Here is a 25465-nt window from a genome sequence, read left to right on the forward strand (position 1 = left end):
TAAATTGATGAATTATTTGATGGATTTGTGATATTAACTTAATAACACAAAAGCGGATTTTATGTTAAAAACTTAATCTAAAAAATTATAAATCGTAAATCGTAATTCGCAAATCAATCCTTATTTTTGCGCATGCAACACAACAAAGTCCTAATTTTAGATTTCGGATCGCAATACACACAGCTTATTGCGCGACGCGTCAGAGAGTTAAACATCTACTGCGAAATTCACCCATTTAACAAAATTCCTTCAGATTCAGAGAGCTTTAAAGCCGTCATTTTATCTGGTAGTCCAAACTCAGTGCGAGGCGAAGATGTGCTTCATCCTGATTTAGAGACTATCAGAGGGAAAAAACCAATGCTAGCCGTTTGTTATGGCGCGCAATATTTGGCACATTTTTCAGGAGGCGAAGTCGCAGAATCAAATACTAGAGAATACGGAAGAGCAAATTTGGCTTTTATAAAGTCTGATGAAGATTTCTTTGAAAATATACATGAAGGGAGTCAAGTTTGGATGAGTCATAGTGACACCATTAAACAATTACCAACAAACGGAGTGCTTTTAGCAAGTACGAGTGATGTTACAAATGCCGCTTACAGAATAGAAGGCGAGCAAACGTACGCGATTCAATTTCATCCTGAAGTATATCATTCTACAGATGGACATCAATTATTACAGAACTTTTTAGTTAAAATAGCTGCGGTTGAACAAGATTGGACACCCAATGCCTTTGTTGAAGAAACGGTTCAAGACTTAAAAGAAAAACTAGGCGACGATAAAGTGGTACTAGGATTATCTGGAGGAGTAGATTCTTCAGTCGCTGCCATGTTATTACACAAAGCTATTGGGAAAAATCTCTATTGTATTTTTGTAAATAATGGCTTGTTACGTAAAAACGAATTCGTAGATGTGTTAAAGCAATACGAAGGTATGGGATTAAACGTTAAAGGTGTAGATGCTTCGGCACGCTTTTTGAATGCCTTAAAAGGATTGAGTGATCCAGAAAAGAAAAGAAAAGCGATTGGAGCTGAATTTATCGCTGTTTTTGATGACGAAGCCCATTTAATAAAAGATGTAAAATGGTTAGCGCAAGGCACAATATATCCAGATGTTATAGAAAGTGTTTCAGCAACAGGAGGCCCAAGTGCAACCATAAAGAGTCATCATAATGTTGGTGGATTACCAGATTATATGAAGCTAAGTGTGGTAGAGCCATTACGCGCTTTATTTAAAGATGAAGTAAGACGTGTTGGAGCGTCAATGAATATGGATAGTCAGCTGTTAGGTCGTCACCCATTTCCTGGTCCAGGATTAGCAATTAGGATTCTTGGAGATCTAACTGAAGAAAAAGTACGTATATTACAAGAGGTAGATGCTATTTTTATTAATAACCTTCGTTCTTGGAATTTATACGATAAAGTTTGGCAAGCAGGAGCTATGTTGTTGCCAGTGAATAGTGTAGGTGTCATGGGAGACGAACGTACTTACGAAAAATGTGTAGCTTTAAGAGCTGTAGAAAGTACAGACGGCATGACCGCAGATTGGGTAAATTTACCTTATGAGTTTTTGCAAAAGACCTCAAATGAAATTATAAATAAAGTAAAAGGTGTCAATAGAGTGGTGTATGATATTAGCTCAAAACCACCAGCTACTATTGAGTGGGAATAAAAAATAAGAACGAATTGCTTAGCAATGTCAAAGTACAGTTTGTCGTAAAATAGAATACATGAAGAACATTTTAACCATCATATTAATTGCGTTTACCTTTGGTTTAACGGCTCAAAATTATATTGAGCATACGGTAAAAACAGGGGAAACAATAGAGAGTATTTCTAAGAAGTATTTAGTAACTCCTTTTGATATTTACGCACTTAATCCTGATGCAAAACGGAAATTTCAGCCTAATACAATATTGATTATTCCGAATTCAAAAATAAAGAATGAACCAATTGTAGGAGAAAGCAGAGAACTTATTGACTATAAAAATCATAAGGTAAAACGTAAAGAAACGTTATATGGTTTAGCACAAAAATATAACGTTTCTGAAGATGAGATAAAGAAAGCAAATCGATTCTTGTATTCTGAAAACCTTAAAAAAGGAGATAAAATTAGAATTCCAAGGTATAGAACAGTTGTTTCTAAGCAAACCTTGACCAATACCGTAAAAAAATATACTGTATTACCTAAGGAGGGCAAATGGAGAATTGCCTATAAATTTGGCATTACTGTCGCAGAATTAGAAGCTTTAAATCCTTTTATGAATGAAACCATTCAGCCAGGAGATGAGCTTAATGTGCCTAATATTGAAGATAAAGAAGAAAAAACAGTAGAAGCAAGTTTTGGTTTTTATGAAGTATTGCCAAAAGAAACATTTTATAGCCTTAAAGGGAAACTTAATTTAACACAAGAACAATTAGAGCAATTAAATCCTGAATTAAAAACAGCAGGTTTAAAAGCAGGAATGGTGTTAAAGGTGCCAGCAGATGTAGATACAACGGGACGTATGGCAACTGTAGGTAAAACAAACTTAAAAACGAGTTTAATAAACTTTAAGACTAAAAAAATAGCCTTAATGATGCCTTATCAGCTGCACCGAATTGATGTAGATTCTGTTGAAGAAGTTAAAGACCAAATTAAAAATAGTAGACGTTTATCGGCTGTTTTAGATTTTCATGTTGGTGTATTAATGGCATTAGATTCGGCAAAGCAATTAGGAATTTCAACAGACTTAAAGGTTTTAGATACACGTTATAATATTGCAGCAACAAGAAAGTTATTAGACGAAAATGATTTTTCAGATTACGATGCAGTTATTGGTCCAATGGAAGAGACGAGTTTTAATCGTGTGGCCATGGCATTAAAGGCAAATCACGTTCCTGTAATTGCAGCGATGAATAAGCCTAAGGAAGTTTATAGCAATGTATTTCAAACCATTCCAAACGATAAATTGTTGCGCAAGGCAATGGTAGATTTTGTAAAAGCAGATAGCTTAAAGACCAAAGTTGTTATTATTTCTGATCAAGCTCATAAAGTAGGAAGTCAAGCCCTACAAAACGAGTTTCCAAACTCGAAACTCATATTATCGAGAATGGATAAGAAAAATAAAACTAAAGATGCACATTACATTTATCCTGCAGATATACAAAATGTGTTTTCTGCTGGTAAAACTTATGTGTTTTTACAAACCAATAATAACTCGTTTATTTCTAGTGTAATAAGTTTATTAAATGGTTTAGTGGTAAATAAAACTGAAATAGTTTTAGTAACAACAGATAAGAATAAAGCATTTGAAGGTAAAGATATAGACAATATTAGTTTGTCTAAATTAAAGTTTCACTATCCTTCCATACATAAAGATTTTGACGAAACAAAATCTAACGGTTTTGTTAAAGCTTATAGAAAAGCATATGGTGTTTCACCGAGTAAGTATGCTGCTCGTGGGTTTGATATAACATTAGATCTTTTAATGCGATTGGCTTCTGCAGAAAATTTATATATTGCTTCTAAAGATTCTATTGAAACAGAGTATATAGAAAATAAATTTAGATATAATAAAGTGCTTTTTGGTGGTTATGTTAATCAAGCGGTTTACGTTGTAAAGTTTGATGATTTACGAATTGTAGAAGCAAAATAGTTGCAAGAATACCCTTAAAAAAGCTTATATATTATATCCTAAATATTAAAATTAATCATCCTTGAAAAGCTTACTTATATTTTTTACTTTATTATGTGTTGGGAGTTTTTCTAATGAAGAAACCGTAACATGGGATGAAACATCTAAGCTTACTTGGGCAGATTTTAAGGCAGAACCAGATGCAGAATCCGATGCTGTTGCTTTAACGGCCTCAGGGATTACTTTTGGCTATTCTCTAAAGACGGCTGGAAAAAGAATTGCAGCGGTTTCAACCACTGTAGAAGCTCATTTTTATCCTAATAAATCGTGGTATTTAAAAGATAAAGGAAACGCTCATATTTTAGCTCACGAGCAATTGCATTTTGATATAACAGAACTCTACGCACGAAAGTTTAGACAACAATTAGCTGATCTTGAGGTTAATCAAAATATAAAAGCGCAGATGAATGCATTGCACAATGCCATTAACGAGGCTGTTAGCAAAACTCAAAAACGTTATGACCATGAGACTATGCATTCTATGAATATTGAAAAACAAAAAGAATGGGAAGTTTTTATTGAGAAAGAGCTTAAAGCTTTAGGTCAATTTAAATAGTAATTGTTTGAAAGCTAGTACTTCATTTATCAATCCTATAAAAAAAGCAATACGCTACTTTTATTTACACATAAAATTTAATTAAAATGGAATTAGATGGCACGGTTTTAATTGAATTGGCACATTATAAAATGCCTTTTGGTAAATACAAAGATCAATATCTCGTAGATATTCCGGAATATTATTACATCTGGTACCAACAAAAAGGGTTTCCTCAAGGTAAGCTAGGAAAGATGATGGCACAAATGTGTGATATTAAAATTAACGGTTTAGAAGAGTTAATTTATACCATCCGAAGAGATTTTAGGAAGTGATTTTAGGGAGTTATCTTAATACTAACCTAAGTAATTTGTAGCAATAGTTTCCGCTTTTTTATGCTATGTTTTTTTATCGTCCTCCACTCAATATTTTAAGAAAATCATACTTTTTTGTGACTAAAAAAAAGACATATACAAGAAGTAAGGCCATTGCAATTTGAGCAACTATTTTTAGTATTGGATCCTCAATAAACGTGGTTAATATAGGATATGAGATTACAATAATAGGAGAGTGGTACAAATGCAGTAAATAAGAAAATCTCCCTGTATTATAAAACTTAATTTGAATATCTATTAATAGAATAAATATCAAAAATGAGATAGGAAATTTTAGAAAATCAATGTAGAAAAAACTTAAAATAACACTTAAGATAACAGAGGTAATGATTAAGGTTTTTTTATCAATCTTGTTGTGATATTTTGAGTATAAAACACCAATTAAAAATAAAAATGCGACATCTAACCTTAAGATTAATGTGCCAAGTAATAAGAAAGGGAGTATAACAAATAGCGTTTTAAACTCTTTTTGAGTGACTAAAGCAATAATTGAAAAAATAACAAATATGTCTCTTATGAAATAGGTAGGCGGATTTATTGGAGCTGAGTTTAAAGAGAAGAGCCCTTCTGTTATTAGAGACAAATCAAAACTTAATCGATTTAGAGGGTTGTATCCTAAAATATAGTACACAAACAAGACTAAAATTAAAACAACCATATTGGCAATTAGATATGGAATTAATAAACTTTTAATCTTTTTAAAAAATAAATTTTGTTTATGTCTAGATACTTCAAAATATAAATAACCTGATATTATTGAAAGAATTGCAGTGCCATAAGGCGGAATTTGTTCTACTATAACATAAGCTATACCATATTCCAATTCATTTTTAGTATGCGTAAATACAATTAGTATTACTGCAATTAACCTAATTAATTCGATACTTGGTTTCATTCAATTAACTGTTGTCAATGTCTTTATATGGATATGCAAGCATTTTTATACTTCTATAGATTAAAGTTGTTGCAGTATTCTATGTAAATGTTTTATATAAAATGTTAAACGAAGGTAGAAGAAATATTTAGAAAGTCAAACCTTCAAATTTATAAGACAGGTTTCTGTGGGTTTTAAATTTTTTTCAAAACGAGTAACCCTTGCGCTTATTTTAATTCGCCTCTTGATTAATGTGCTTAAATTAATACTATGTTTTAGGAATGTGTGTTTAGAACTGCAAGTGTCTTTTTCTCATTTAAAATTTCCGATACATCTGTTCGATTAGCATTTCTTTTATAAAGTAATTGCTTAGAGTATTCCGTTAATTGGTTACATGTAGTAATTCTTTTATCTTTTAATAGTATAGTGTGTTTGTCATTAGATAGCAGCTCATAATTAGATGTTGTTTGTAATTGTCTGATGCTCATAAAGTAAGTTAGTTATTTGTTAACATTATTTCATAGAAATAATAACATATTAACAAACGATAAACAATTCATAGATAACTCGTTTTATTTCGTAAATTTGCCTGCGTTTAACAGCGCAATATGACCACAAACCCTAAATATATATTTGTAACAGGAGGCGTGTCTTCTTCTCTAGGAAAAGGCATAATAGCAGCATCTCTAGCTAAACTCTTGCAAGCACAAGGTTACAGAGCAACCATTCAAAAATTAGATCCGTACATTAATATTGATCCAGGAACTCTAAATCCGTATGAGCATGGCGAATGTTACGTTACAGATGATGGAGCAGAAACTGACTTAGATCTGGGCCATTATGAACGTTTTTTAAACGTACCAACATCGCAGGCTAACAACGTTACAACTGGTAGAATCTATCAAAGTGTAATAGATAAGGAAAGGCGTGGTGAGTTTTTAGGTAAAACGGTTCAAGTTATTCCACATATTACTGACGAGATTAAACGAAGAATTCAAATTCTTGGAAACTCTGGAGATTACGATATCGTGATAACTGAAATCGGTGGAACCGTTGGAGATATAGAGTCTTTGCCATACATTGAAGCTGTAAGACAGCTAGAATGGGATTTAGGCGAACACAATACATGTGTTATTCATTTAACCCTAGTACCTTATCTTTCTGCAGCAGGAGAATTAAAAACCAAACCAACCCAACACAGTGTAAAAACATTGATGGAAAGTGGTGTACAAGCTGATGTTTTGGTCTGTAGAACAGAGCACAAACTTAGCGATAGTATTAAAACAAAGTTGGCACGTTTTTGTAATGTAAAAAAGGAAGCGGTTATAGAATCTATAGATGCTTCAACCATTTACGATGTGCCAAATTTAATGTTAGAAGAAGGTTTGGATAAAGTGGTTTTAAATCAGCTACAACTCAAAAGTGATGTGCCAGATTTGAAACGTTGGAATGAATTTTTAAAACGTCATAAAAATCCTAAAAGCGAAGTTACTATAGGTTTAATTGGAAAATATGTAGAGCTTCAGGATTCTTATAAATCTATTTTAGAGTCATTTATTCATGCTGGAGCAGAAAATGAAGTTAAGGTTAATGTAGAGCCTATTCATTCCGAATATTTATCTAAGAGTAATATTGAATTTAAGCTAGGTCATTTGGATGGTGTTTTAGTTGCACCTGGATTTGGCGAACGTGGTATTGAAGGTAAAATTGAAGCGGTACGTTTTGTACGTGAACAAAATATTCCTTTTTTAGGTATTTGTTTAGGTATGCAAATGGCCGTTATAGAATACGCTAGAAACGTACTAAATCTTAAGGACGCGAATTCTGTAGAAATGGATGAGCAAACTCCAGATCCTGTAATTAATTTAATGGCATCACAAAAAGATGTGGTTAATAAAGGAGGTACTATGCGTTTAGGTACTTGGGATTGTAATCTAGAAAAAGATAGTATTGCTTATAAGGTATATAAAACCGAAACGATTACAGAAAGACACAGACATCGTTTTGAGTTTAATAGCGATTATAAAGCTCAATTTGAAAAGTCAGGTATGAAAGCTACAGGTTTTAATCCAGAAACGGGCTTAGTAGAAATTGTAGAAATACCAGAAAACAATTGGTTTGTTGGTGTTCAGTACCATCCCGAGTATAAGAGTACAGTGAAAAATCCACACCCATTATTTGTCGCTTTTGTGGCTGCAACATTAAAATATAAAAAGAAGAAATAATAAAAAAATGTGCCACTTTGGCGCAAAATAGATTTTGGATAACTATTTGAGTTATGCAATTGTTACCATACAAGACCTGTTGGGTTTCTCTAACCTTACGGGTCTAAAACTGAAAAATAAACATGGAAGAAAAAAAATTCGATATTAAATCTATAATAGGTTTTATCCTCATATTCGGAATTTTGGTATTTATGATGTACCAGAATCAGCCAACTCCAGAAGAGCTCGAAGCGCAGAAAATAGCAGAGCAACAAAAATTGGAAGCTGAGAAGAATAGCAGTAAGCAAACTGAAACTTTGGTTACCACTTCAGAAGATTATGGAACTTCTCAGGTTTTAGATTCAACACAGCTTGTTGCTGCTCAAAGTAAATTAGGAGCATTATCTTATGCTTTAACATTGCCAGGAGAAGCCATAACAACCGTTAATACAGATGTTTTTGAACTAAAATTTAACAGAAAAGGTGGTTATTTAGCAGAAGTAAAGCTGAAGAATTTTGTAGACTATGATTCGGTGCCAATTTATTTAATTAAAGATGGTAATAGTGCTTTTAATATCACCTTTGGTACATCGGATAATCGTACATTCAATTCTAAAGATTTACCATTTCAACCTAGCGTAACTAAAAGTGGTGAAAACACAGTAGTGTCTATGAAACTTAAAGTTTCTGAAACGGCATTTTTAGAATACCGTTATGAGTTGAAACCTGATGATTATATGATAGATTTTTCAGTTAAATCTCAAGGGTTAAGTGGTGTTTTTAATACATCACAACCTTTAGAGCTCAACTGGGATTTAAAAGCGTACCGTCATGCAAAAAGTATCAGTTACGAGAATAGATACACCGATATTCATTACGAGCACGAAAACGGAAAACCAGATTATACAGGAGCAAGAGATACCGAAGAGGATTTAGAAGATGTCACTTGGATTGGTTACAAACAACATTTCTTTACTTCTGTTTTATTAACAGATAAAGCTTTTAAAAGCGCAAGAATAGAAGCTGAAGATTTAGTTGAAGATGAGGAAATAGATACTGTTTTTACAAAACAATTTTCATCTAAAATTCCATTAGCATACCAAGGTGGTGAGATAAATCAACCTATGGACTTTTATTTTGGACCAAGTGACTTTAAGGTTTTAAACGACTATGGTAGAAATTTAGATGAAATTGTACCATTTGGTTGGGGTATTTTTGGGTGGATAAACCGCTATATCTTTATGCCTTTATTTTCATTTTTAGGTAGTTTCCTTCCTTATGGAATTGCTATTGTAGTTATGACTATTTTAACTAAAATAGTACTGTCATTTGTACAATACAAACAATTCTTATCTCAGGCTAAAATGAAAATTTTAAAGCCAGAATTAGATGCTGTTAGAGAAAAGTACAAAGACAACAAATTAAAAGCACAGCAAGAAACTATGGCTATTCAAAGTCGAGCAGGTGCCAGTCCGCTAAGTGGTTGTTTGCCTGGTCTAATGCAAATCCCTGTGTTTTATGCCTTGTTTCAATTTTTCCCATCAGCTTTCGATTTAAGACAGCAGCCGTTTTTATGGGCTAAAGATTTAAGTTCTTACGATTCTATTTTAGACTTACCATTTCATATTCCTTTTTATGGTAGTCATGTTAGTTTATTTCCAATTTTAGCTGCTATTGCTATTTTCTTCTATATGAAAATGACAACAGGCCAGCAAATGGCAACACAGCCAACTCAAGAAGGGATGCCAGATATGGCAAAAATGATGAAGTATATGATTTACTTCTCTCCACTTTTAATGTTGGTATTCTTTAATAATTATGCTTCTGGATTAAGTTTATATTACTTTATCTCTAACTTAATTAGTATTGGTATTATGTTAGTAATCAAAAATTATATTATTGATGAAGAAAAAGTGCTAGCTAAGATTGAAGTAAGTAAAACAAAGCCTAAGAAACAAAACAAGTTTCAAAAGAAAATGGCTGAGATGATGGAGCAAGCAGAGCAACAAAAACAAGCACAACAAAAAGGCAAAAAGAAATAATCATTTTTGTCTAAATACTAATAAGCAAATTATAGCCTCAACATTTTTGTTGAGGCTATTTTATTACATGATTTTAACGCGCAGAAAACAACGTTTCTAAGGATGCAAATACAAGGGGATTGTAGATTGTCTTAATCAGACTTAAGGCTGTATTTATCTTTTCTTAAATAGGGTAGTAGAAAAAGACCCAAACCTTTTACAGTTTGAGCCTCTTAACTAATTAATCAACCTAAAAAGTTGTGAGGTTATATGCCTCATTATTTTATTTATTGCATTGGTAAAAGCACCATGTCAATAACATGTACAACACCATTCATAGATTGGATGTCTACTAAACTAGTAACAATATTACTGACGCGGTTATTAGAGTCCGTTAAAGTAAATGCAGAATTATCAGCAGTAATTTCGCCGCCTAATGTCATAACCGCTCCGTTTGGTAAACCGCTAGATTGTATGTTGCCACTAACGATATGATGGGTTAATACAGCGTCAACTGTTGCAGGATCTAAATCTGCAAGAGCAGTATTTCCTGAAGGATCTAATTCTACTAATAAATTAGCGAAAGCATCGTTAGTTGGTGCAAATACTGTAAATGGTCCAGCAGTAACATCAGATACTGTAGTAATGTATGGTACTGTTGGTGTACCTGAATCAGCTAATTCTAATGCTGCCACTAAATTTGATAAAGCAGGATTAGTAGTCGCAAAGGTTGCGATTGTAGGTAAGCCAATGACTTCATCAACAATATGTACAATTCCATTGCTTGCTACATTATCTGCATTTGTAACTGTTGAAGATCCATTCAACATCACTCCATTAGAAGTGGTAAAGTACAAACTTAAATTTGCCTCATTAGGTCCTGTTGCTGCAGTATTGGTATAACCAGATTCAGCATCAACTAAGTTTGTAGATGTTAGCGTGCTACCAATAATAACATGGTTTAATAAAATGTTTTTAACTAAGGCTTTTTCAGCTGTAGACAAGTTGTCTAGATCTAAACCCGTATCCGATAGTAATTGTGCAAATGCATCATTACTAGGGGCAAATACAGTAAATGGACCTTCACCTTGTAAGGTTGTGACTAAGTCTGTTGCTTGCAATGCTGCAGCTAAAGACGTTAAATTGTTTTCTATGGCGATGTCAACCACTGTTGTTGGCGTTGGTGATGTTCCATTGTCATCATCATCACTACAAGCAGTAATACCTACAACTAATAGAAATACTGTAAGTAATTTGAAGTTTTTTGAAATAATTTTCATTGTTTTGAGTTTTATATTGTTCAACATTGCAAACTTATATCAGTTTGTTTAACAAAAATACGAAATGATTAAACAAAAAGTTTTTACGATTATCACTTTAACACTATTTTTAACATCTGTCTATGCTCAAAATCCAGTGAATCAATTTGATAAAGACGGGCTACGACACGGTATTTGGACTAAAAACTATCATAACACAGATCAAAAACGTTATGAAGGGGTATTTAAGCATGGTAAAGAAATTGACTCATTTAAATACTATACGTTATCTGCAGGAAAAAGTGTTTTGAGTGCTATAAAAGTTTTTAATGAAAAAGACAGTATTGCAGATGTTACTTTTTTAGCTTCAACTAAAAAAGTGATTAGTGAAGGTAAAATGAATGGTAAACGATTTATTGGTACATGGACATTTTACCATAAAAATTCTTCGGCCAAAATGATTGTTGAAAATTATAATGAAAACGGGTTACTAGAAGGTGAGCGCTTTGTTTATTTTAAAAATGGATTGTTAGCAGAAAGTGCCCATTATAAAAATGGCTTATTACATGGAGAATCAAAATGGTTTTCAGAAAAGAATGTATTGTTAAGGCATACACATTATAAAGACGATCATTTAGAAGGTAAAACCATTAATTATGATGCTAATGGTAATATAACTTCGGAAGGTAATTATATTAAAAGCCAGAAAAAAGGCATTTGGAAATATTATAAAGATGGTAAGCTTACAAAAAAAATAGACCACACCACACAAGAAGTGTTATACAAGAAAGAATAGTTTAAAACTATATAATATATAGAATTTCAGAATGGCAATCTTAATAGGATTGCCTTTTTTATTTTGTAATTTTGCCGAAGTTTTTCGAACTAAAATAGTATCATTATTATAATGTTAGTGTTTTAAGTTGTCCTCTTAAAAGGACTGGAGGGATGTTTAAAAAAGCATCTAGTTATTAATTAAAAAGAGATACTTGCTTTTGCAGGTAATTAATATGAAAAGAGTCATTGTAGGACTTTCGGGAGGAGTAGATTCTAGTGTTGCAGCCTATTTATTAAAAGAGCAAGGCTATGAGGTTATAGGTCTGTTTATGAAAAATTGGCATGATGATTCCGTGACCATTTCAGACGAATGTCCTTGGTTAGAAGATAGTAACGATGCCATGCTTGTGGCAGATAAATTAGGTATTCCTTTTCAAACGGTCGATTTAAGCGTGCAATACAAAGAACGTATTGTAGATTATATGTTTAATGAATATGAAAAAGGACGTACACCAAATCCTGATGTCCTTTGCAACCGTGAAATAAAGTTTGATGTCTTTATGGATATCGCTTTAGAATTAGGTGCCGATTACGTGGCAACGGGGCATTATTGTAGAAAAGGCACGATTGAAAAAGATGGAAAACAAATCCATCAGTTATTGGCTGGAGCAGATGATAATAAAGACCAATCGTATTTTCTTTGTCAATTATCACAACAGCAATTGGCAAAAGCATTATTTCCTATTGGAGAATTACAAAAACCCGAAGTAAGAGAAATAGCCAAAGCTCAAGGTTTAATAACAGCCGAAAAGAAAGATTCTCAAGGTTTATGTTTTATAGGAAAAGTAAGATTGCCAGAGTTTTTGCAACAGCAACTAAAACCAAAAGAGGGGCATATTGTTGAGGTGGCAGATACGTTTGAAATGTATAGCCAAGTTTTACCGCAATTTGATTCTAAAGAGAATGAATTAGAATTCTTATCTAAAAAACCAACATATCATTTAACAGATGGAACAGTAGTTGGTAAGCATCAAGGAGCACATTATTTTACTAAAGGTCAACGAAAAGGTTTAGGCGTTGGAGGTACTGTAGAGCCTTTATTTGTAATTGATACTGACGTTAAAGAAAATATAATTTATACAGGTCAAGGTAAACAACATCCTGGTTTATACAGAAATGTGTTGTTTGTTACCAATGAAGAACTGCATTGGGTTAGAGAAGATTTAGCTTTAAAGGACGGTGAAACAATGTCTTTAATGGCTAGAATTCGCTATAGACAAAATTTAGAAAAGGCCACCTTATATAAGGTTAATTCTGGTATGTATGTAGAGTTTGAAAATAAACAGTCTGCAATTACCGAAGGTCAATTTGTTGCTTGGTATTTGGAAGATGAATTACTAGGTTCGGGAGTTATTTCCTAAATTACAGTTAATGTATTTAGGTGTTTATGATTGAACAATTTGTGTTTTTAACCATAAGATAGTTCACTAATAACTATATTTTTAAGTTCAATAATTAATGGTCCTATGAAAAAGATTTTTACACTTCTATGTTTAGTGGTTATTGCTAACAGTTTTGCGCAACAAGATGCATGGGTTTATTTCACAGATAAACCAAACGTTGCTGCTTCAATAGCAAACCCAATTAGTATACTTACTCAAAAAGCAATAGATAGAAAACAAAATCATAATGTGGCTATTGACGAACGTGATGTGCCCGTAAATGAAACTTATATTTCAGATATAAAAGCTCAAACAGGAATTACAGCCTTAGCAAAATCGAAATGGTTTAATGCGGTTCATGTTAGAGGAACGGAAGAAGCTATAAATGCTTTAAGTAGTCTAACGTTTGTAGAACGTATAGATTTTGCAGATCATAATTTAAATTCTGCATCACGAAGTTATACAAGCCTAAATAAGACCGAAATTGAAGAAGAAACAATTGCATTTACTTATGGAGATACTCAAAATCAAGTAGAAATGATTAATGTCGATAACCTTCATTTAGCGGATTTTACAGGAGAAGGTATAACTATTGCTGTTATGGATTCTGGCTTCCCCAATGCAAATACTATAGGTGCATTTCAGCGGTTACGAGATAACAATGATTTGTTAGATGGTTATGATTTTGTAGATAGAACCTCAGAAATATATGCATTTACAGGTAGTAATCACGGTACAAAAGTATTGAGTACAATGGCTGGTTTTATTCAAGATCAGTTTGTAGGAACAGCGCCAGATGCTTCTTATTATTTATTTAGAACAGAAGATTCTGGAAGTGAAAATCCTGTAGAAGAAAGTTATTGGGTAGAAGCAGCCGAGCGCGCAGATAGTTTAGGTGTAGATATGATTAATACATCTCTAGGGTATCGTATGTTTGACAATCCTAATTACGATTATACTCCCGCAGATATGAATGGGCAAGTCACTTTTATTGCTAGAGGAGCTACTATTGCCGTAGAAAAAGGAATCTTAGTTGTGGTAAGTGCAGGTAACTCTGGAGCAACAGATTGGCAAACCGTTGGATCTCCTGGCGACTCTCCAGCTGTGTTGTCTATTGGAGCTGTAGATGAAAATGGCGACTATGTAGCTTTTAGTTCACAAGGAGGAGGAGCACAAATAGGTTATCAAAAACCAGATGTAGTGGCTAGAGGTGGCGCTGCTTATGTTATAAATGAGTTTAATAGTATTGTTCAAAATAATGGGACTTCTTTTAGTGGACCTATTCTTTGTGGAGGTATTGCGTCATTATGGCAAGCCATTCCAGATGCTTCACCTACAGAAATTATGGATTATGTTAGGCAATCTGCATCACAATTTAATGCACCTGATGATTTTTTAGGCTATGGGATACCAGATTTAGATCTAGCCCTAAGTAATGCTTTGTCTATAGATAAATCTCAAATTGAAAACTTTAGTTTTTATCCAAATCCAGTAGTAACAAGACTTAATATTAAAATACCTTCTACTGTAAATCAATTAGAAGTGTCAATTTATAATCAATTAGGTCAAGAGGTTTTGAATCAATGGATAACTAAAGATTTAAGTTTTGTCAATGTATCAGATTTAGCTTCAGGGATTTATTTAATTAAATTGTCCACAACAAATAATTCTAAAACAGTTAAGTTCATTAAAGGTCAAAGTCATAATTAATGTCAGTTTAAGTGATTTTGAGGTATGAGAAATAGTATCGAGAACTGTGTGGACTACAATTCCTTTGGTATAATAAAAATTAACCTCAATTTCAATCGTGAAATTCACTTGAATTACCGAAATTTATACACTATTATAACAGATATAATTTTAGAATATGGTAAATAGAATCACATCACTATTCAATATAAAATATCCAATTATTCAAGCGGGAATGATTTGGAATAGCGGCTGGAAATTAGCATCTGCAGCAAGTAATTCAGGAATCTTAGGTTTAATTGGAGCAGGTTCTATGTATCCAGATGTTTTACGAGAACACATACAAAAATGTAAAGCCGCAACAGATCAACCATTTGGTGTTAATGTACCAATGTTATATCCAAATGTTCAGGAAATCATGGATATTATTGTTGAAGAAGGTGTAAAAGTTGTCTTTACTTCTGCAGGAAACCCAAAGACTTGGACCAAATGGTTACAAGACAAAGGTATTACAGTGGTGCACGTGGTTAGTAGTGTGAAGTTTGCATTAAAAGCACAAGAAGCAGGAGTAAATGCCATTGTAGCCGAAGGTTTTGAAGCGGGAGGACACAATGGAAGAGATGAAACTACGACTTTGACGTTGATTCCAATGGTAAAAGAGCAGCTTCAAATTCCGTTAATTGCAGCAGGAGGTATCGCCACAGGAAAAGCCATGTTAGCTTGTATGGTGCTAGGTGCTGATGGAGTACAAGTGGGTAGCCGATTTGTAGCGAGCGAAGAATCTTCAGCACACCAAGCATTTAAACAAGTTGTAGTTAATGCTAAAGAAGGAGACACGCAGCTTACTTTAAAAGAATTAGCTCCTGTGAGATTAATAAAGAATAAATTCTATAACGAGCTACAAGAGCTTTATAAAACGAGCCCAACACTAGAACAACTTAAAGAATTATTAGGTAGAGCTAGAGCCAAACGCGGTATGTTTGAAGGAGATTTAGAAGATGGAGAGCTTGAGATAGGCCAAATAGCAGGTTTAATTCATGATGTAAAACCTGTGGCAGCAATTGTTGGTGATATGATAAGTGAGTTTGAGGAAGCCAAGAAAATGTTAAATGCATTTTAGTTTTTAAATTAAACACGCTTAAACAGCTATAGGTCTCATAATTAAAGTGGTTTAATATTATTAAAATTGTTGAATTTAACCTTGTTTTTTATAAGTTGATAAATTATTGAACTACTACATTTTAAAACGCTTAATTACTTATTTTTTTTAATAAAAAACCTAAATTTGTGCTTACTAATTTTAACTAGTAGCGTATGAATTTAACCACTGAAAACATCCTCTTAATAGGTTCTCTTTTACTTTTTATAAGTATTATAGTAGGAAAAACATCTTATAAATTTGGAGTACCAACATTAATACTTTTTTTAGCAATAGGGATGTTAGCCGGTTCAGACGGTATTGGTGGTATTCGTTTTGATGATCCTAAATTAGCACAGTTTATAGGTATTGTCTCTCTTAACTTTATATTGTTTTCTGGTGGTCTAGATACCAATTTTAAAGCCATAAAACCCATTCTTAAAGAAGGTTTGGTGTTGTCTACCCTAGGAGTATTTCTTACCGCAGCAACTCTTGGTGTCTTTGTTTGGTTTGTTACCGATTTTACTATTTATGAAAGTCTGTTGTTGGGATCTATTGTGTCTTCTACAGATGCAGCAGCTGTTTTTTCTATTTTGCGTTCTAAAAACTTAGCATTAAAAACAAATTTAAGACCAACATTAGAGTTAGAAAGTGGAAGTAATGATCCCATGGCTTATGTACTAACGTTGGCTTGTTTAAGTTTAGTTATTAATCAAGACCAGAGTGTTTTTACCATGGTTCTAATGTTTTTTCAGCAAATGATCTTAGGTGGTATTGCTGGTTTTGCCTTTGGTAAATTGAGTAAGATTATTATCAATAGAATTAAATTAGGTTTTGAAGGGCTTTATCCTGTTTTGGTAATTGCGCTAATGTTTATTACATTTTCTGCAACTGATTTTGTTGGAGGAAATGGATTTCTCGCCATTTATATATGTGCAGTGTATTTAGGAAACCAAGATTTAATCCATAAATCTACAATTCTTAAAATGTTTGATGGGATAGCATGGTTAATGCAAATTGTATTATTCCTTACCTTAGGGTTACTTGTTTTTCCGTCGCATATTATTCCTTATATGGGCATAGGATTGTTAATTTCAGTATTCTTAATTCTTGTCGCACGACCAGCTGCGGTATTTATAAGTCTCATCTTTTTTAAAATGAAAATGAGAAGACGGTTTTATATCTCGTGGGTAGGGTTACGTGGTGCCGTTCCTATAGTGTTTGCCACTTATCCACTTTTGGCAGGCATTGATAAAGCCAATATGATATTTAATATTGTCTTCTTTATTTCTGTAACCTCTGTTTTAATTCAAGGAACAACCTTATCGCTTTTTGCAAAATGGCTAAATGTGGCGTTGCTAGAAGAAGTAAAACCAATTGCAGAGAATGATCGTTATATTCTTAACTTGCCTAAATCAGCAATGGAAGAAATCTTAATACCACCTAATAGTTTTGCGGTAGATAAACGAATTATAGATTTACATTTTCCTAAGTCTGCATTTATTGTAATGATTAAGCGTAATGATAAGTTTGTGCGTCCGGGAGGTTCTACAGTTATTGAAGCTAATGATACTCTAGTGCTTCTATTAGATAATGAAGATAGCTTAAGTGATGTAAATGAAATACTTAATCAAGCTTTAATAGGTTAAGATTGGTGTTTTACTTTAGCTTCGCAACTAATATTGTTTAATTTTTATTTGCAGTTTTAAAATTTATCGTTATAATTAAATTAACTTCCAATCTATTATTTTATAACCTATCAAATATCACATCATGAAAAAAATAATAACTTTACTTATAGTGCTTTTTGGTTTTTACTCTTGCAATGATGTTTTAGGTAAGGAAGAATATGAAAAAGTTAATTGGAACGCCAGAGAAGCCAGTATAAAACCTTCAGATTCGTTAGAGGTGGGGAAATCATATTTGTCTGTTTATTCTCAAATCTATAGTTATTCACAGCACAAAACGTATAATCTTACAGCAATGATAAGTATAAGAAATACAAGTGCTAAAGACACTATTTATTTGTCTAAAGTCGACTATTATGATACACATGGCGCCTTGTTAAAAACGTATATTGACAAACCTGCTTATTTAACTCCTATGGAAACCATAGATATTATTATCAACGAAGTAGATGATGCAGGTGGTACAGGTGGTAATTTTATTTTTGATTGGAAAACACCTAAAAATTGCCCTGAACCCATTTTTGAAGGAGTGATGACTTCTACGTCTGGTCAGCAAGGTTTATCGTTTTTAACACAAGCTAAAAGAATTGATTAATAACCTTTTATTTTGAGAGTCATAAAGACCTGTTAAAATTTTAAAAGCCCCTTATCATTTACCAAATTATTCATTCTTAAAACTAAATGGAAGTATTACTTTTGCGCCATGGTTTTAAGCAACTACACTAAAGAATTTAGATACAATCTTAAACTCGCATCTCCTGTGATGTTGGGTATGCTTGGTCATACCTTTGTGAGCTTTATAGACAATATCATGGTAGGCCAATTAGGTGCAGCAGAATTAGCAGCAGTATCTTTAGGTAACAGCTTTATTTTTATTGCCATGTCTATAGGAATTGGTTTTTCCACAGCCATTACACCTTTAGTGGCAGAAGCTGATACTGAAGGAAATTTTGAAAAAGGAAAGTCAGTGTTTAAACATGGCCTTTTTCTTTGTACAGTTTTAGGATTGATTTTATTTGGCATCTTATTATTTGCTAAACCTTTGATGTATATTATGGATCAGCCAGAAGAAGTCGTGAATTTGGCTATTCCTTATTTAGACTTGGTGGCATTTTCATTAGTGCCATTAATCATTTTTCAGGCATTTAAGCAATTTAGTGATGGTTTGTCGCTAACCAAATACCCTATGTATGCTACAATAGTTGCCAATTTACTAAACGTCGCTATTAATTATGTGTTGATTTTTGGAAAGTTTGGTTTTCCTGAAATGGGTATAGTTGGAGCGGCAGTTGGAACCTTAGTTTCTCGTTTTGTTATGGTAGCTTATTTATGGTGGTTGCTAGCTAAACGCGAAAAATCGAAAGCGTATGTAACTAATCTAAAGTTCTTTCAATTACGTAAACAGCCTATTAAAAAACTAAGCAATCTAGGACTGCCAAGTGCTATGCAAATGTTTTTTGAAGTTGGTATTTTTACAGCAGCTATATGGTTAAGTGGAACACTAGGGGCAAATGCTCAAGCAGCTAATCAAATTGCATTAAATTTATCCTCAATGACTTTTATGGTGGCAACAGGATTGAGCGTTGCTGCTATGGTTAGGGTAGGAAATCAAAAAGGATTAAAAGATTTTAAAGCTTTAAAACGTATAGCAGAATCTATATTCTTAGTCGGTTTTATTTTTGCAGTAATTTTTGCCTTACTTTTTGTGGTGTTTCATCAAATGCTTCCTGATTTGTATGTCGATTTAGATGATCCTGAAAATGCAGTAGATACAGCAGAAGTCGTAAAGATTGCAGCTACATTATTATTAACAGCAGCTGTTTTTCAGATAAGTGATAGTCTTCAAGTTATTGCACTTGGTGCTTTACGTGGTTTACAAGACGTTAAAATTCCAACCATAATTACTTTTATTTCGTATTGGGTTGTAGGTTTTCCTATTAGTTATTATTTAGGGAAAGCAGAAGCTTATGGAAGTCTTGGTATTTGGATTGGATTAATTGCAGGATTAACTGTAGCCGCTATTCTCTTGTTTATTAGATTTAATTTGCTGACTAAGAAACTTATAGTTAAATCATCTAACTAACGGGTGATTTTTATTGGTGTTTTGATATTTTAATATTTGTCGAGTAGCTCATTCAAAATCTATATATTTGTAACTTAAATTCGGAAAGCTTCGGGTTTTTAAATACACAATTCAAAAAAAATGGAACTACCAAAATTTATATTAGGAGACAATACAGATTATCCTAATGCCATATTTATTATACATACAGAATTTCCTCGTTTTATTATTAATCTTGAAAATGATGAGGTAGAATGGTTTGAAGAATTCGATCAGCACGATGAAAAAGAATTAGAAACGGAAACTGAGAACTACATTCAACAAGCAACAGATTTCTACGATAGAGAAATTGCGAGATACGACGAGTAATGCTAGACCAACTTATACAATACGATGAAGAACTTTTCTTGTTCCTTAATAATTTAGGGTCTGAGTCTTGGGATGGTTTATGGTTAGTTATAACCAATAAGCTAACTTTTATTCCGTTGTATGCTCTATTATTATATGTGATTTTTAAAAAATACGGCTGGAAAACATTGCTATTAATGGTCTTTGTTATTGCAGCTATGATCACATTTACCGATCAAATCACGAATCTTTTTAAGTATACAGTTCAGCGTCCAAGGCCTTGTAGAGCAGAAGGAGTGATGGACTTTACACGTTTTATAGCGCCTCGTTGTGGTTTATATGGCTTTTTCTCAGGACATGCCTCGAATTCCATGGCTGCTGCGATTTTCGCTGGTCTAATATTAAAACCTTATTTTAAGAATCTTATATATGTTTTAATACTTTGGAGTTTAGTTGTGGCTTATAGTCGCATTTATGTTGGAGTACATTATCCGTTAGATCTGTTATGTGGTTTAACTTTTGGAGCTTTGTCTGGTTTTGGGTTTTATAAGTTGCACAATTATCTTATTAAAAGATATATGCGTTAATTCCAGCTTTGTAAGCTTATTTCTTCGTTTTGTAATCTAAGTTAAAATCAAAAACCTTTTCTATTTTGCTCTAAAGTGAAAGTAAGTACTCAGCGGCAGCGAAAGGCGTTGTTTTTCCTGTTTCAACTAAAGCGATTTGCATTGGTAATTCAACTTTTATCTTAGCGGAATTATAAAACTTAGATTTTAAACGGTCTTCTATAGTTTGGAGTAACCAAAATTTATTTTGATTATTTCTGTTAGTTTCAAAATATTGGTTTTCTGAAGTCGTTTTGGTGTAATCTTCAATCATAGTCCAAACATCAGAGATGCCTTCACGTTTAAGAGCACTACATAAAGATACTTTTGGCGACCAATCCGAAGCTTTTGCAGGATATAAATGCAACGCTCTATTAAATTCTACTTTCGCAGATTTTGCGGCTTTTATGTTTTCTCCATCCGCTTTATTAATTACTATGGCATCTGCCATTTCTATAATACCGCGTTTAATACCTTGTAGCTCATCTCCAGCTCCTGCTAATTTTAATAATAAAAAGAAGTCTACCATACTGTGAACGGCTGTTTCACTTTGTCCTACACCAACGGTTTCAATTATAATAGTGTCAAAACCGGCAGCTTCACATAAAATTATAGTCTCACGTGTTTTCCTAGCTACACCACCTAAAGAATCACCAGAAGGTGAGGGTCTTATAAATGCATTTTGGTTTTTTACCAAATCTTCCATTCGGGTTTTGTCACCTAAAATACTACCTCTACTTAAGCTACTACTTGGGTCAACAGCTAAGACTGCAACTTTTTTATTTAAAGTCGTTAAATGAATTCCAAAAGCTTCAATAAAGGTGCTTTTGCCTACACCAGGCACTCCAGTAATACCTATTCTTATAGATTTATTGGCATAGGGTAAACATTTGGTAATTATTTCGTTTGCTTTTTTTGAATGTGAAGGATTTGTACTTTCAATTAAGGTAATAGCTCTACTTAAAGCTGTTATATTTCCTGAAGTAATACCCGAAACTAAATCTTTTACTGAAGGTTGTTTTTTACGATTTGCTTTTATGATTTTAGCAACGTTGGCACTTAAACTATCAGGAGATTTAACACCATCTTGTTCTTGTAAAGCAGATTGATATGTTTTATTGGTCTTAGCCACTTTTTTATAATAAAGTTGTAAAAAGGTTAAGATTTTGTATTAGAACGCTCTTCTATGGGCACTTCAATTAAGGTATTGTCCCAAGCCATAGTTAATTTTAAGTTCCCTGTTTTATTGTCAAAAGCGATGGTGAATTTTTCTACTGTTTCGTCTAATTGTTGTGTTGGAACTTCAATCTCTAAGGCATCGTAGTTAGGATCCCACATAGGCTCCATTTTTTCATTAACACCCCAATCATACTGTTTAGTGTTAAACATGACTTTCCATGATTGTTCCATAGGAACAGTCCAAATGGTATATTTTCCTTTTTTTAAAAGGATACCTTCTATCATCAAATCTTTGTTAGTCTCAAAAGTGGTAGCTTCGTTTGCCCCAGTTCTCCATACTTTTTCAAAAGGTACAAGTGCTCCAAAAACAATACGTTCACGTTTTGATGGTCTGTTGTATTCTACCTTTAAGTTTAAATCGTTAAGTGTAATTTCAGCTGAATCTTTCGGGCTTAAACGAGGAGAAAAAATATTTTCAACAAATGCAGAATATAATAGCAAGCCTAAAGCTAAAATGGATAAGAAAATAAGGAGGCGTTTTAACATAGTTGTTAATCTTAAATAATTCGGGTTAAAAATTTAGAATACAAACTTATGCATTCAAGATTTAAAGATAATTCAAATCCATAACTTTATAGATGTCAAACGTTGAATTTTATGTAAATCTTATAAAATTGAATTTTTTATTGACGATTCTTGCAACACTTCAATTTTTGTGTCGTCTTTAATGTGTAACCAATCAAAAAACAGAACCAAAATCAGTACGTTTCAAATTCATATTGTTGAAAAATGCAAACAGAATGATAGACAAGCGCAGATGCAATTGTACAATCAATACTGTGACGGCATGCTTATCGTGGCACTTCGATTTGTAAAAGATACGATGGAAGCAGAAGATGTGGTACAAGAAGCGTTTATAAATGCATTTTCAAAATTAGAGCATTTTAAAGCTGAAGTTAGTTTTGGAGCTTGGCTAAAACGGATTGTTATTAATAAATGTATTGATGTTTTAAAGTCGAAAAAACAGCGCATAGTTGAATTAGAAGCCTATCATTTGAATGTTATTGAAGATAATAACGAAGATGATTGGACTGTTGAAGACGATATTACAGTTGAAGATGTAAAACGAGCGATAGAAACCTTGCCTGATAAATACAAATTTGTGGTGTTATTGTATTTAATAGAGGGTTACGACCATAAAGAAATAGCTGAAATTTTGAATATTTCTGAAATCGCATCGCGGACACAGTTATCTAGAGGAAAACAAAAATTAAAGAACGCCTTAAAATTAAAAAAGAATGGGACAAGATCTTAGAAATTTATTTGAAGAAGACCAAAAAGATCAACACATAAAAATGTCTAAAGGTCATGAAGCACGTTTTCTTCAAAAATTAGAAAATGAATTTCCAAAGGAGCAAAAATCAGCCAGCAGATTAAAGATTTTAAATATCGCTGCAAGTGTTGTGTTGCTGTTAGGCATAGGTTATTGTGGCTATCAGTATTTAAAGCTTCCTGTAGAATCGGTAGAACCAATAAAGGTTGTTAATACCGAAATGAAATCCTTAGGAGATGTTTCACCAGATTTAAAAAAGGTGGAAGATTATTATTTGGCCAGTATTAATTTAGAATTATCTAAAGTACAACTCACACCAGAGAATAAGGAATTATTTGATGGTTATGTGGAACGGCTAAAAGAGTTAAATGATGAATACAAAACACTAACCATTGAGTTAAATACCAATGGCCCCAATGAAGCCACTTTAGATGCCTTAATTAATAATTTAAAATTTAGACTCAATTTAGTCATGCGACTAAAAGATAAATTACAAGAGTTTAATGACGATGCCTTTTCTGAAGAACGTGTTTAGAAAGACATTGTATTTAAAGTCGTATAAAATCAATCAATCAATCAATCAAATCAAAAAACGAACAGAATTTACTCAGTTGTTCTGGGTATTTCTAAAAATCAAGAATTATGAACAACATTAGAATTTTAGTAATGTGCCTAATAACCACATTGGGTTATGCACAAAAAAAGATGACTAAAACATCACAATCTATCAAAGTGAACAAAGAGGTCGTTGTCGATTTAAATACTAGTTATGTAGAGATAGAAATAGATACATGGAACAAAGATGTGGTAGGCGTTGAGGCTTATATTGAAGGCGATAAATTATCTGATGCCGAATTAAAAGAAGCTTTAGAAAACTGGGATTTAAAAGTAGAAGGCTCAAGTAACAGCGTGCTTATATCTTCAACAGGAGGAAGCAGTTCTGCATTATTTCCGCATTCAGAATATTCTAATGCCTTAAAAGAATTAGAATACCGATTAATCGAATTACCAGAAATGCCAGAAATGCCAATGATGCCAATGCTTCCAGAATTAGTAGAAATGCCAATGGTACCAGAGATGCCCGAAATGCCAGTGATGCCAAAGTTACCAACCTTACCAAAAGGAGTAACTACTATAGAATTTGATTATGACCGTTACCAAAAGGATGGGGAAAAGTACTTAGCAGAATGGAGTAAAAAGTATGAAAAACAAGGTGGAAAAGAATTTCAGAAAAAAATGGAAGATTGGGCACGGAAGTTTGGGGAATCGGGTTACCAAGAAAAAATGAAAAAATGGGGAGAAGACTATGCCAAACGCTTTGAAGGTAAATGGGCGAAGGACATGGAGAAATGGGGAGAGAAATTTGGGGAAGAGTATGGTAAGGATATAGAGAAATGGGGTGAGGAATTTGGTGAAAAATTCGGAAAAGAATGGGAAGAAAAAATGGAAGTTTGGGGAGAGCGCTTGGAGAAACAAATGGAAAAACGGGCAGAAGCTATGGAGAAAAGAGGTGAGTCTTTAGAGAAAAGACAGGAAGCACTTGCCAAGCGACATGAACATCTGGCGGATAGAAGAACTTCTGTTTATGTGAAGCGATTAGAATCGGGAAACAATAGTAAAATAAAAAAGGTAATTAAAATTAAAATCCCTAAGAAAGCCAAACTAAAGACTAATATTAGGCATGGTGAATTAAAAATAACATCTGCTATACATAATATGAAAGGTGATATTTCACATTCATTTTTAGTAGCAGAATACATTGATGGAAGCGAGACTTCCATCAATGTATCCTATTCTCCGGTAATGGTGAATACTTGGAATTTGGGGACTTTAAATCTCAATTTTGTGGATAAAGCTCAGATTAAAACGGCTCAAAATTTAGTGCTGAATTCTAAATCGTCTAATGTAACGGTAGGTAATTTAATTGACACGGCTATTATTGATGGGAGTTTTGGCGATTTAACAATTTCTAATTTGAGTGCGACTTTTAAAAACCTCAATTTGGTTTTAGAAAATAGCGATGCGCTTATTAATTTACCAAAAGATGTAGATTATACTCTTTATTTTAAAGGCAACCGTTCTAAGTACAATAATAAAGTAACGACGCAAAAAACACTTCGCAATTATCCTGAAGGACAATCTTCAAACCGAAATATTATGGTGAATGCTAAATTTAGTAATGTGATTATTAATTAAAGCGTAATTATAATGTTAGGTTGCGTGTAGTTGACATCTAATTGTTT

General features: G+C 33.0%; 23 protein-coding genes. 18 read left to right on the forward strand and 5 right to left on the reverse strand.

From position 1 onward, the window contains the following. Positions 1–132: 132 nt before the first annotated feature. The 4 genes from guaA (at position 133) to KO504_RS00315 (ending at position 4543) form a co-directional block, all read left to right on the forward strand. Positions 133–1668, forward strand: coding sequence for a glutamine-hydrolyzing GMP synthase (gene guaA / locus KO504_RS00300; RefSeq protein ID WP_215924193.1), 1536 nt, complete (start codon positions 133–135; stop codon positions 1666–1668). Between the two features lie 58 nt (positions 1669–1726). Continuing rightward, positions 1727–3634 carry a LysM peptidoglycan-binding domain-containing protein gene (locus KO504_RS00305; protein WP_215924195.1) on the forward strand — a complete coding sequence of 636 codons (1908 nt, stop codon included), beginning with the start codon at positions 1727–1729 and terminating at the stop codon, positions 3632–3634. A 61-nt stretch (positions 3635–3695) separates the two neighbouring features. Beyond that, complete coding sequence (locus tag KO504_RS00310) at positions 3696–4229, forward strand: DUF922 domain-containing protein (RefSeq protein WP_215924197.1); 534 nt, start codon at positions 3696–3698, stop codon at positions 4227–4229. Positions 4230–4315: 86 nt separating this feature from the next. Further along, positions 4316–4543, forward strand: coding sequence for a DUF3820 family protein (locus tag KO504_RS00315; protein WP_215924199.1), 228 nt, complete (start codon positions 4316–4318; stop codon positions 4541–4543). Between the two features lie 73 nt (positions 4544–4616). On the opposite strand, the gene KO504_RS00320 is transcribed toward KO504_RS00315, so the two are convergent. Further along, positions 4617–5498, reverse strand: a complete 882-nt coding sequence (locus KO504_RS00320; RefSeq protein WP_215924201.1) for an acyltransferase family protein — start codon at positions 5496–5498, stop codon at positions 4617–4619. Positions 5499–5752: 254 nt separating this feature from the next. After that, positions 5753–5965, reverse strand: coding sequence for a hypothetical protein (locus tag KO504_RS00325; RefSeq protein ID WP_215924203.1), 213 nt, complete (start codon positions 5963–5965; stop codon positions 5753–5755). 120 nt (positions 5966–6085) lie between these two features. Here KO504_RS00325 and KO504_RS00330 point away from each other — a divergent pair, with 120 nt between their 5' ends. Together KO504_RS00330 and yidC are read left to right on the forward strand one after the other, a co-directional pair. Further along, a complete protein-coding gene (locus KO504_RS00330; RefSeq protein ID WP_215924205.1) occupies positions 6086–7702 on the forward strand; it encodes a CTP synthase in 1617 nt (538 codons plus the stop codon). 122 nt (positions 7703–7824) lie between these two features. Beyond that, positions 7825–9723: a membrane protein insertase YidC gene (gene yidC / locus KO504_RS00335; RefSeq protein WP_215924207.1), complete on the forward strand. Its 1899-nt coding sequence runs from the start codon at positions 7825–7827 to the stop codon at positions 9721–9723. A 266-nt stretch (positions 9724–9989) separates the two neighbouring features. Here the strand turns inward: yidC and KO504_RS00340 are convergent, their stop codons facing one another. Then, a complete protein-coding gene (locus tag KO504_RS00340) occupies positions 9990–10982 on the reverse strand; it encodes a fasciclin domain-containing protein (RefSeq protein ID WP_252723583.1) in 993 nt (330 codons plus the stop codon). Between the two features lie 64 nt (positions 10983–11046). On the opposite strand from KO504_RS00340, the gene KO504_RS00345 reads away from it, so the two are divergent. From KO504_RS00345 to KO504_RS00385, 9 genes are all read left to right on the forward strand, one after another. After that, the gene (locus KO504_RS00345) at positions 11047–11757 is read left to right on the forward strand and encodes a toxin-antitoxin system YwqK family antitoxin (RefSeq protein ID WP_215924211.1); all 711 of its coding nucleotides are present in this window, start codon (positions 11047–11049) and stop codon (positions 11755–11757) included. Between the two features lie 214 nt (positions 11758–11971). Further along, the gene (mnmA, locus tag KO504_RS00350; protein ID WP_215924213.1) at positions 11972–13159 is read left to right on the forward strand and encodes a tRNA 2-thiouridine(34) synthase MnmA; all 1188 of its coding nucleotides are present in this window, start codon (positions 11972–11974) and stop codon (positions 13157–13159) included. Between the two features lie 105 nt (positions 13160–13264). After that, entirely contained in the window at positions 13265–14890 is a 1626-nt protein-coding gene (locus KO504_RS00355) for a S8 family serine peptidase (protein ID WP_215924215.1), read from the forward strand. A 157-nt stretch (positions 14891–15047) separates the two neighbouring features. Next, on the forward strand, positions 15048–15989 hold the full coding sequence (locus tag KO504_RS00360; RefSeq protein WP_215924217.1) for an NAD(P)H-dependent flavin oxidoreductase: 942 nt from the start codon (positions 15048–15050) through the stop codon (positions 15987–15989). A gap of 194 nt (positions 15990–16183) precedes the next feature. After that, the gene (locus KO504_RS00365) at positions 16184–17656 is read left to right on the forward strand and encodes a potassium/proton antiporter (protein WP_215924219.1); all 1473 of its coding nucleotides are present in this window, start codon (positions 16184–16186) and stop codon (positions 17654–17656) included. 124 nt (positions 17657–17780) lie between these two features. Then, on the forward strand, positions 17781–18290 hold the full coding sequence (locus KO504_RS00370; RefSeq protein WP_215924221.1) for a DUF3124 domain-containing protein: 510 nt from the start codon (positions 17781–17783) through the stop codon (positions 18288–18290). Positions 18291–18398: 108 nt separating this feature from the next. Continuing rightward, entirely contained in the window at positions 18399–19778 is a 1380-nt protein-coding gene (locus KO504_RS00375; protein ID WP_215924222.1) for an MATE family efflux transporter, read from the forward strand. 120 nt (positions 19779–19898) lie between these two features. Further along, positions 19899–20126 (forward strand): hypothetical protein, encoded by a 228-nt coding sequence (locus KO504_RS00380; RefSeq protein ID WP_215924224.1) that lies wholly within the window; start codon positions 19899–19901, stop codon positions 20124–20126. Next, entirely contained in the window at positions 20126–20692 is a 567-nt protein-coding gene (locus KO504_RS00385; RefSeq protein ID WP_215924226.1) for a phosphatase PAP2 family protein, read from the forward strand. The genes KO504_RS00380 and KO504_RS00385 overlap by 1 nt, the downstream gene beginning before the upstream one ends. Positions 20693–20762: 70 nt before the next feature. On the opposite strand, the gene meaB is transcribed toward KO504_RS00385, so the two are convergent. Further along, positions 20763–21842, reverse strand: a complete 1080-nt coding sequence (meaB, locus tag KO504_RS00390; RefSeq protein WP_215924228.1) for a methylmalonyl Co-A mutase-associated GTPase MeaB — start codon at positions 21840–21842, stop codon at positions 20763–20765. A 26-nt stretch (positions 21843–21868) separates the two neighbouring features. Then, positions 21869–22435: a DUF2911 domain-containing protein gene (locus KO504_RS00395; RefSeq protein ID WP_215924230.1), complete on the reverse strand. Its 567-nt coding sequence runs from the start codon at positions 22433–22435 to the stop codon at positions 21869–21871. 181 nt (positions 22436–22616) lie between these two features. Here KO504_RS00395 and KO504_RS00400 point away from each other — a divergent pair, with 181 nt between their 5' ends. The 3 genes from KO504_RS00400 to KO504_RS00410 all read left to right on the forward strand — a co-directional run bounded on the left by KO504_RS00400 (position 22617) and on the right by KO504_RS00410 (position 25418). Beyond that, a complete protein-coding gene (locus tag KO504_RS00400; RefSeq protein WP_215924232.1) occupies positions 22617–23204 on the forward strand; it encodes an RNA polymerase sigma factor in 588 nt (195 codons plus the stop codon). Further along, a complete protein-coding gene (locus KO504_RS00405; RefSeq protein ID WP_215924234.1) occupies positions 23188–23757 on the forward strand; it encodes a hypothetical protein in 570 nt (189 codons plus the stop codon). Before KO504_RS00400 ends, KO504_RS00405 begins: the two co-directional genes overlap by 17 nt. Before the next feature lie 107 nt (positions 23758–23864). Further along, a complete protein-coding gene (locus KO504_RS00410; protein ID WP_215924236.1) occupies positions 23865–25418 on the forward strand; it encodes a hypothetical protein in 1554 nt (517 codons plus the stop codon). The last annotated feature ends 47 nt before the right edge of the window (positions 25419–25465 follow it).

It is taken from the genome of Winogradskyella psychrotolerans (genome assembly GCF_018860565.1).
In the GTDB taxonomy this organism is placed as follows: Bacteria; Bacteroidota; Bacteroidia; order Flavobacteriales; family Flavobacteriaceae; genus Winogradskyella; species Winogradskyella damuponensis.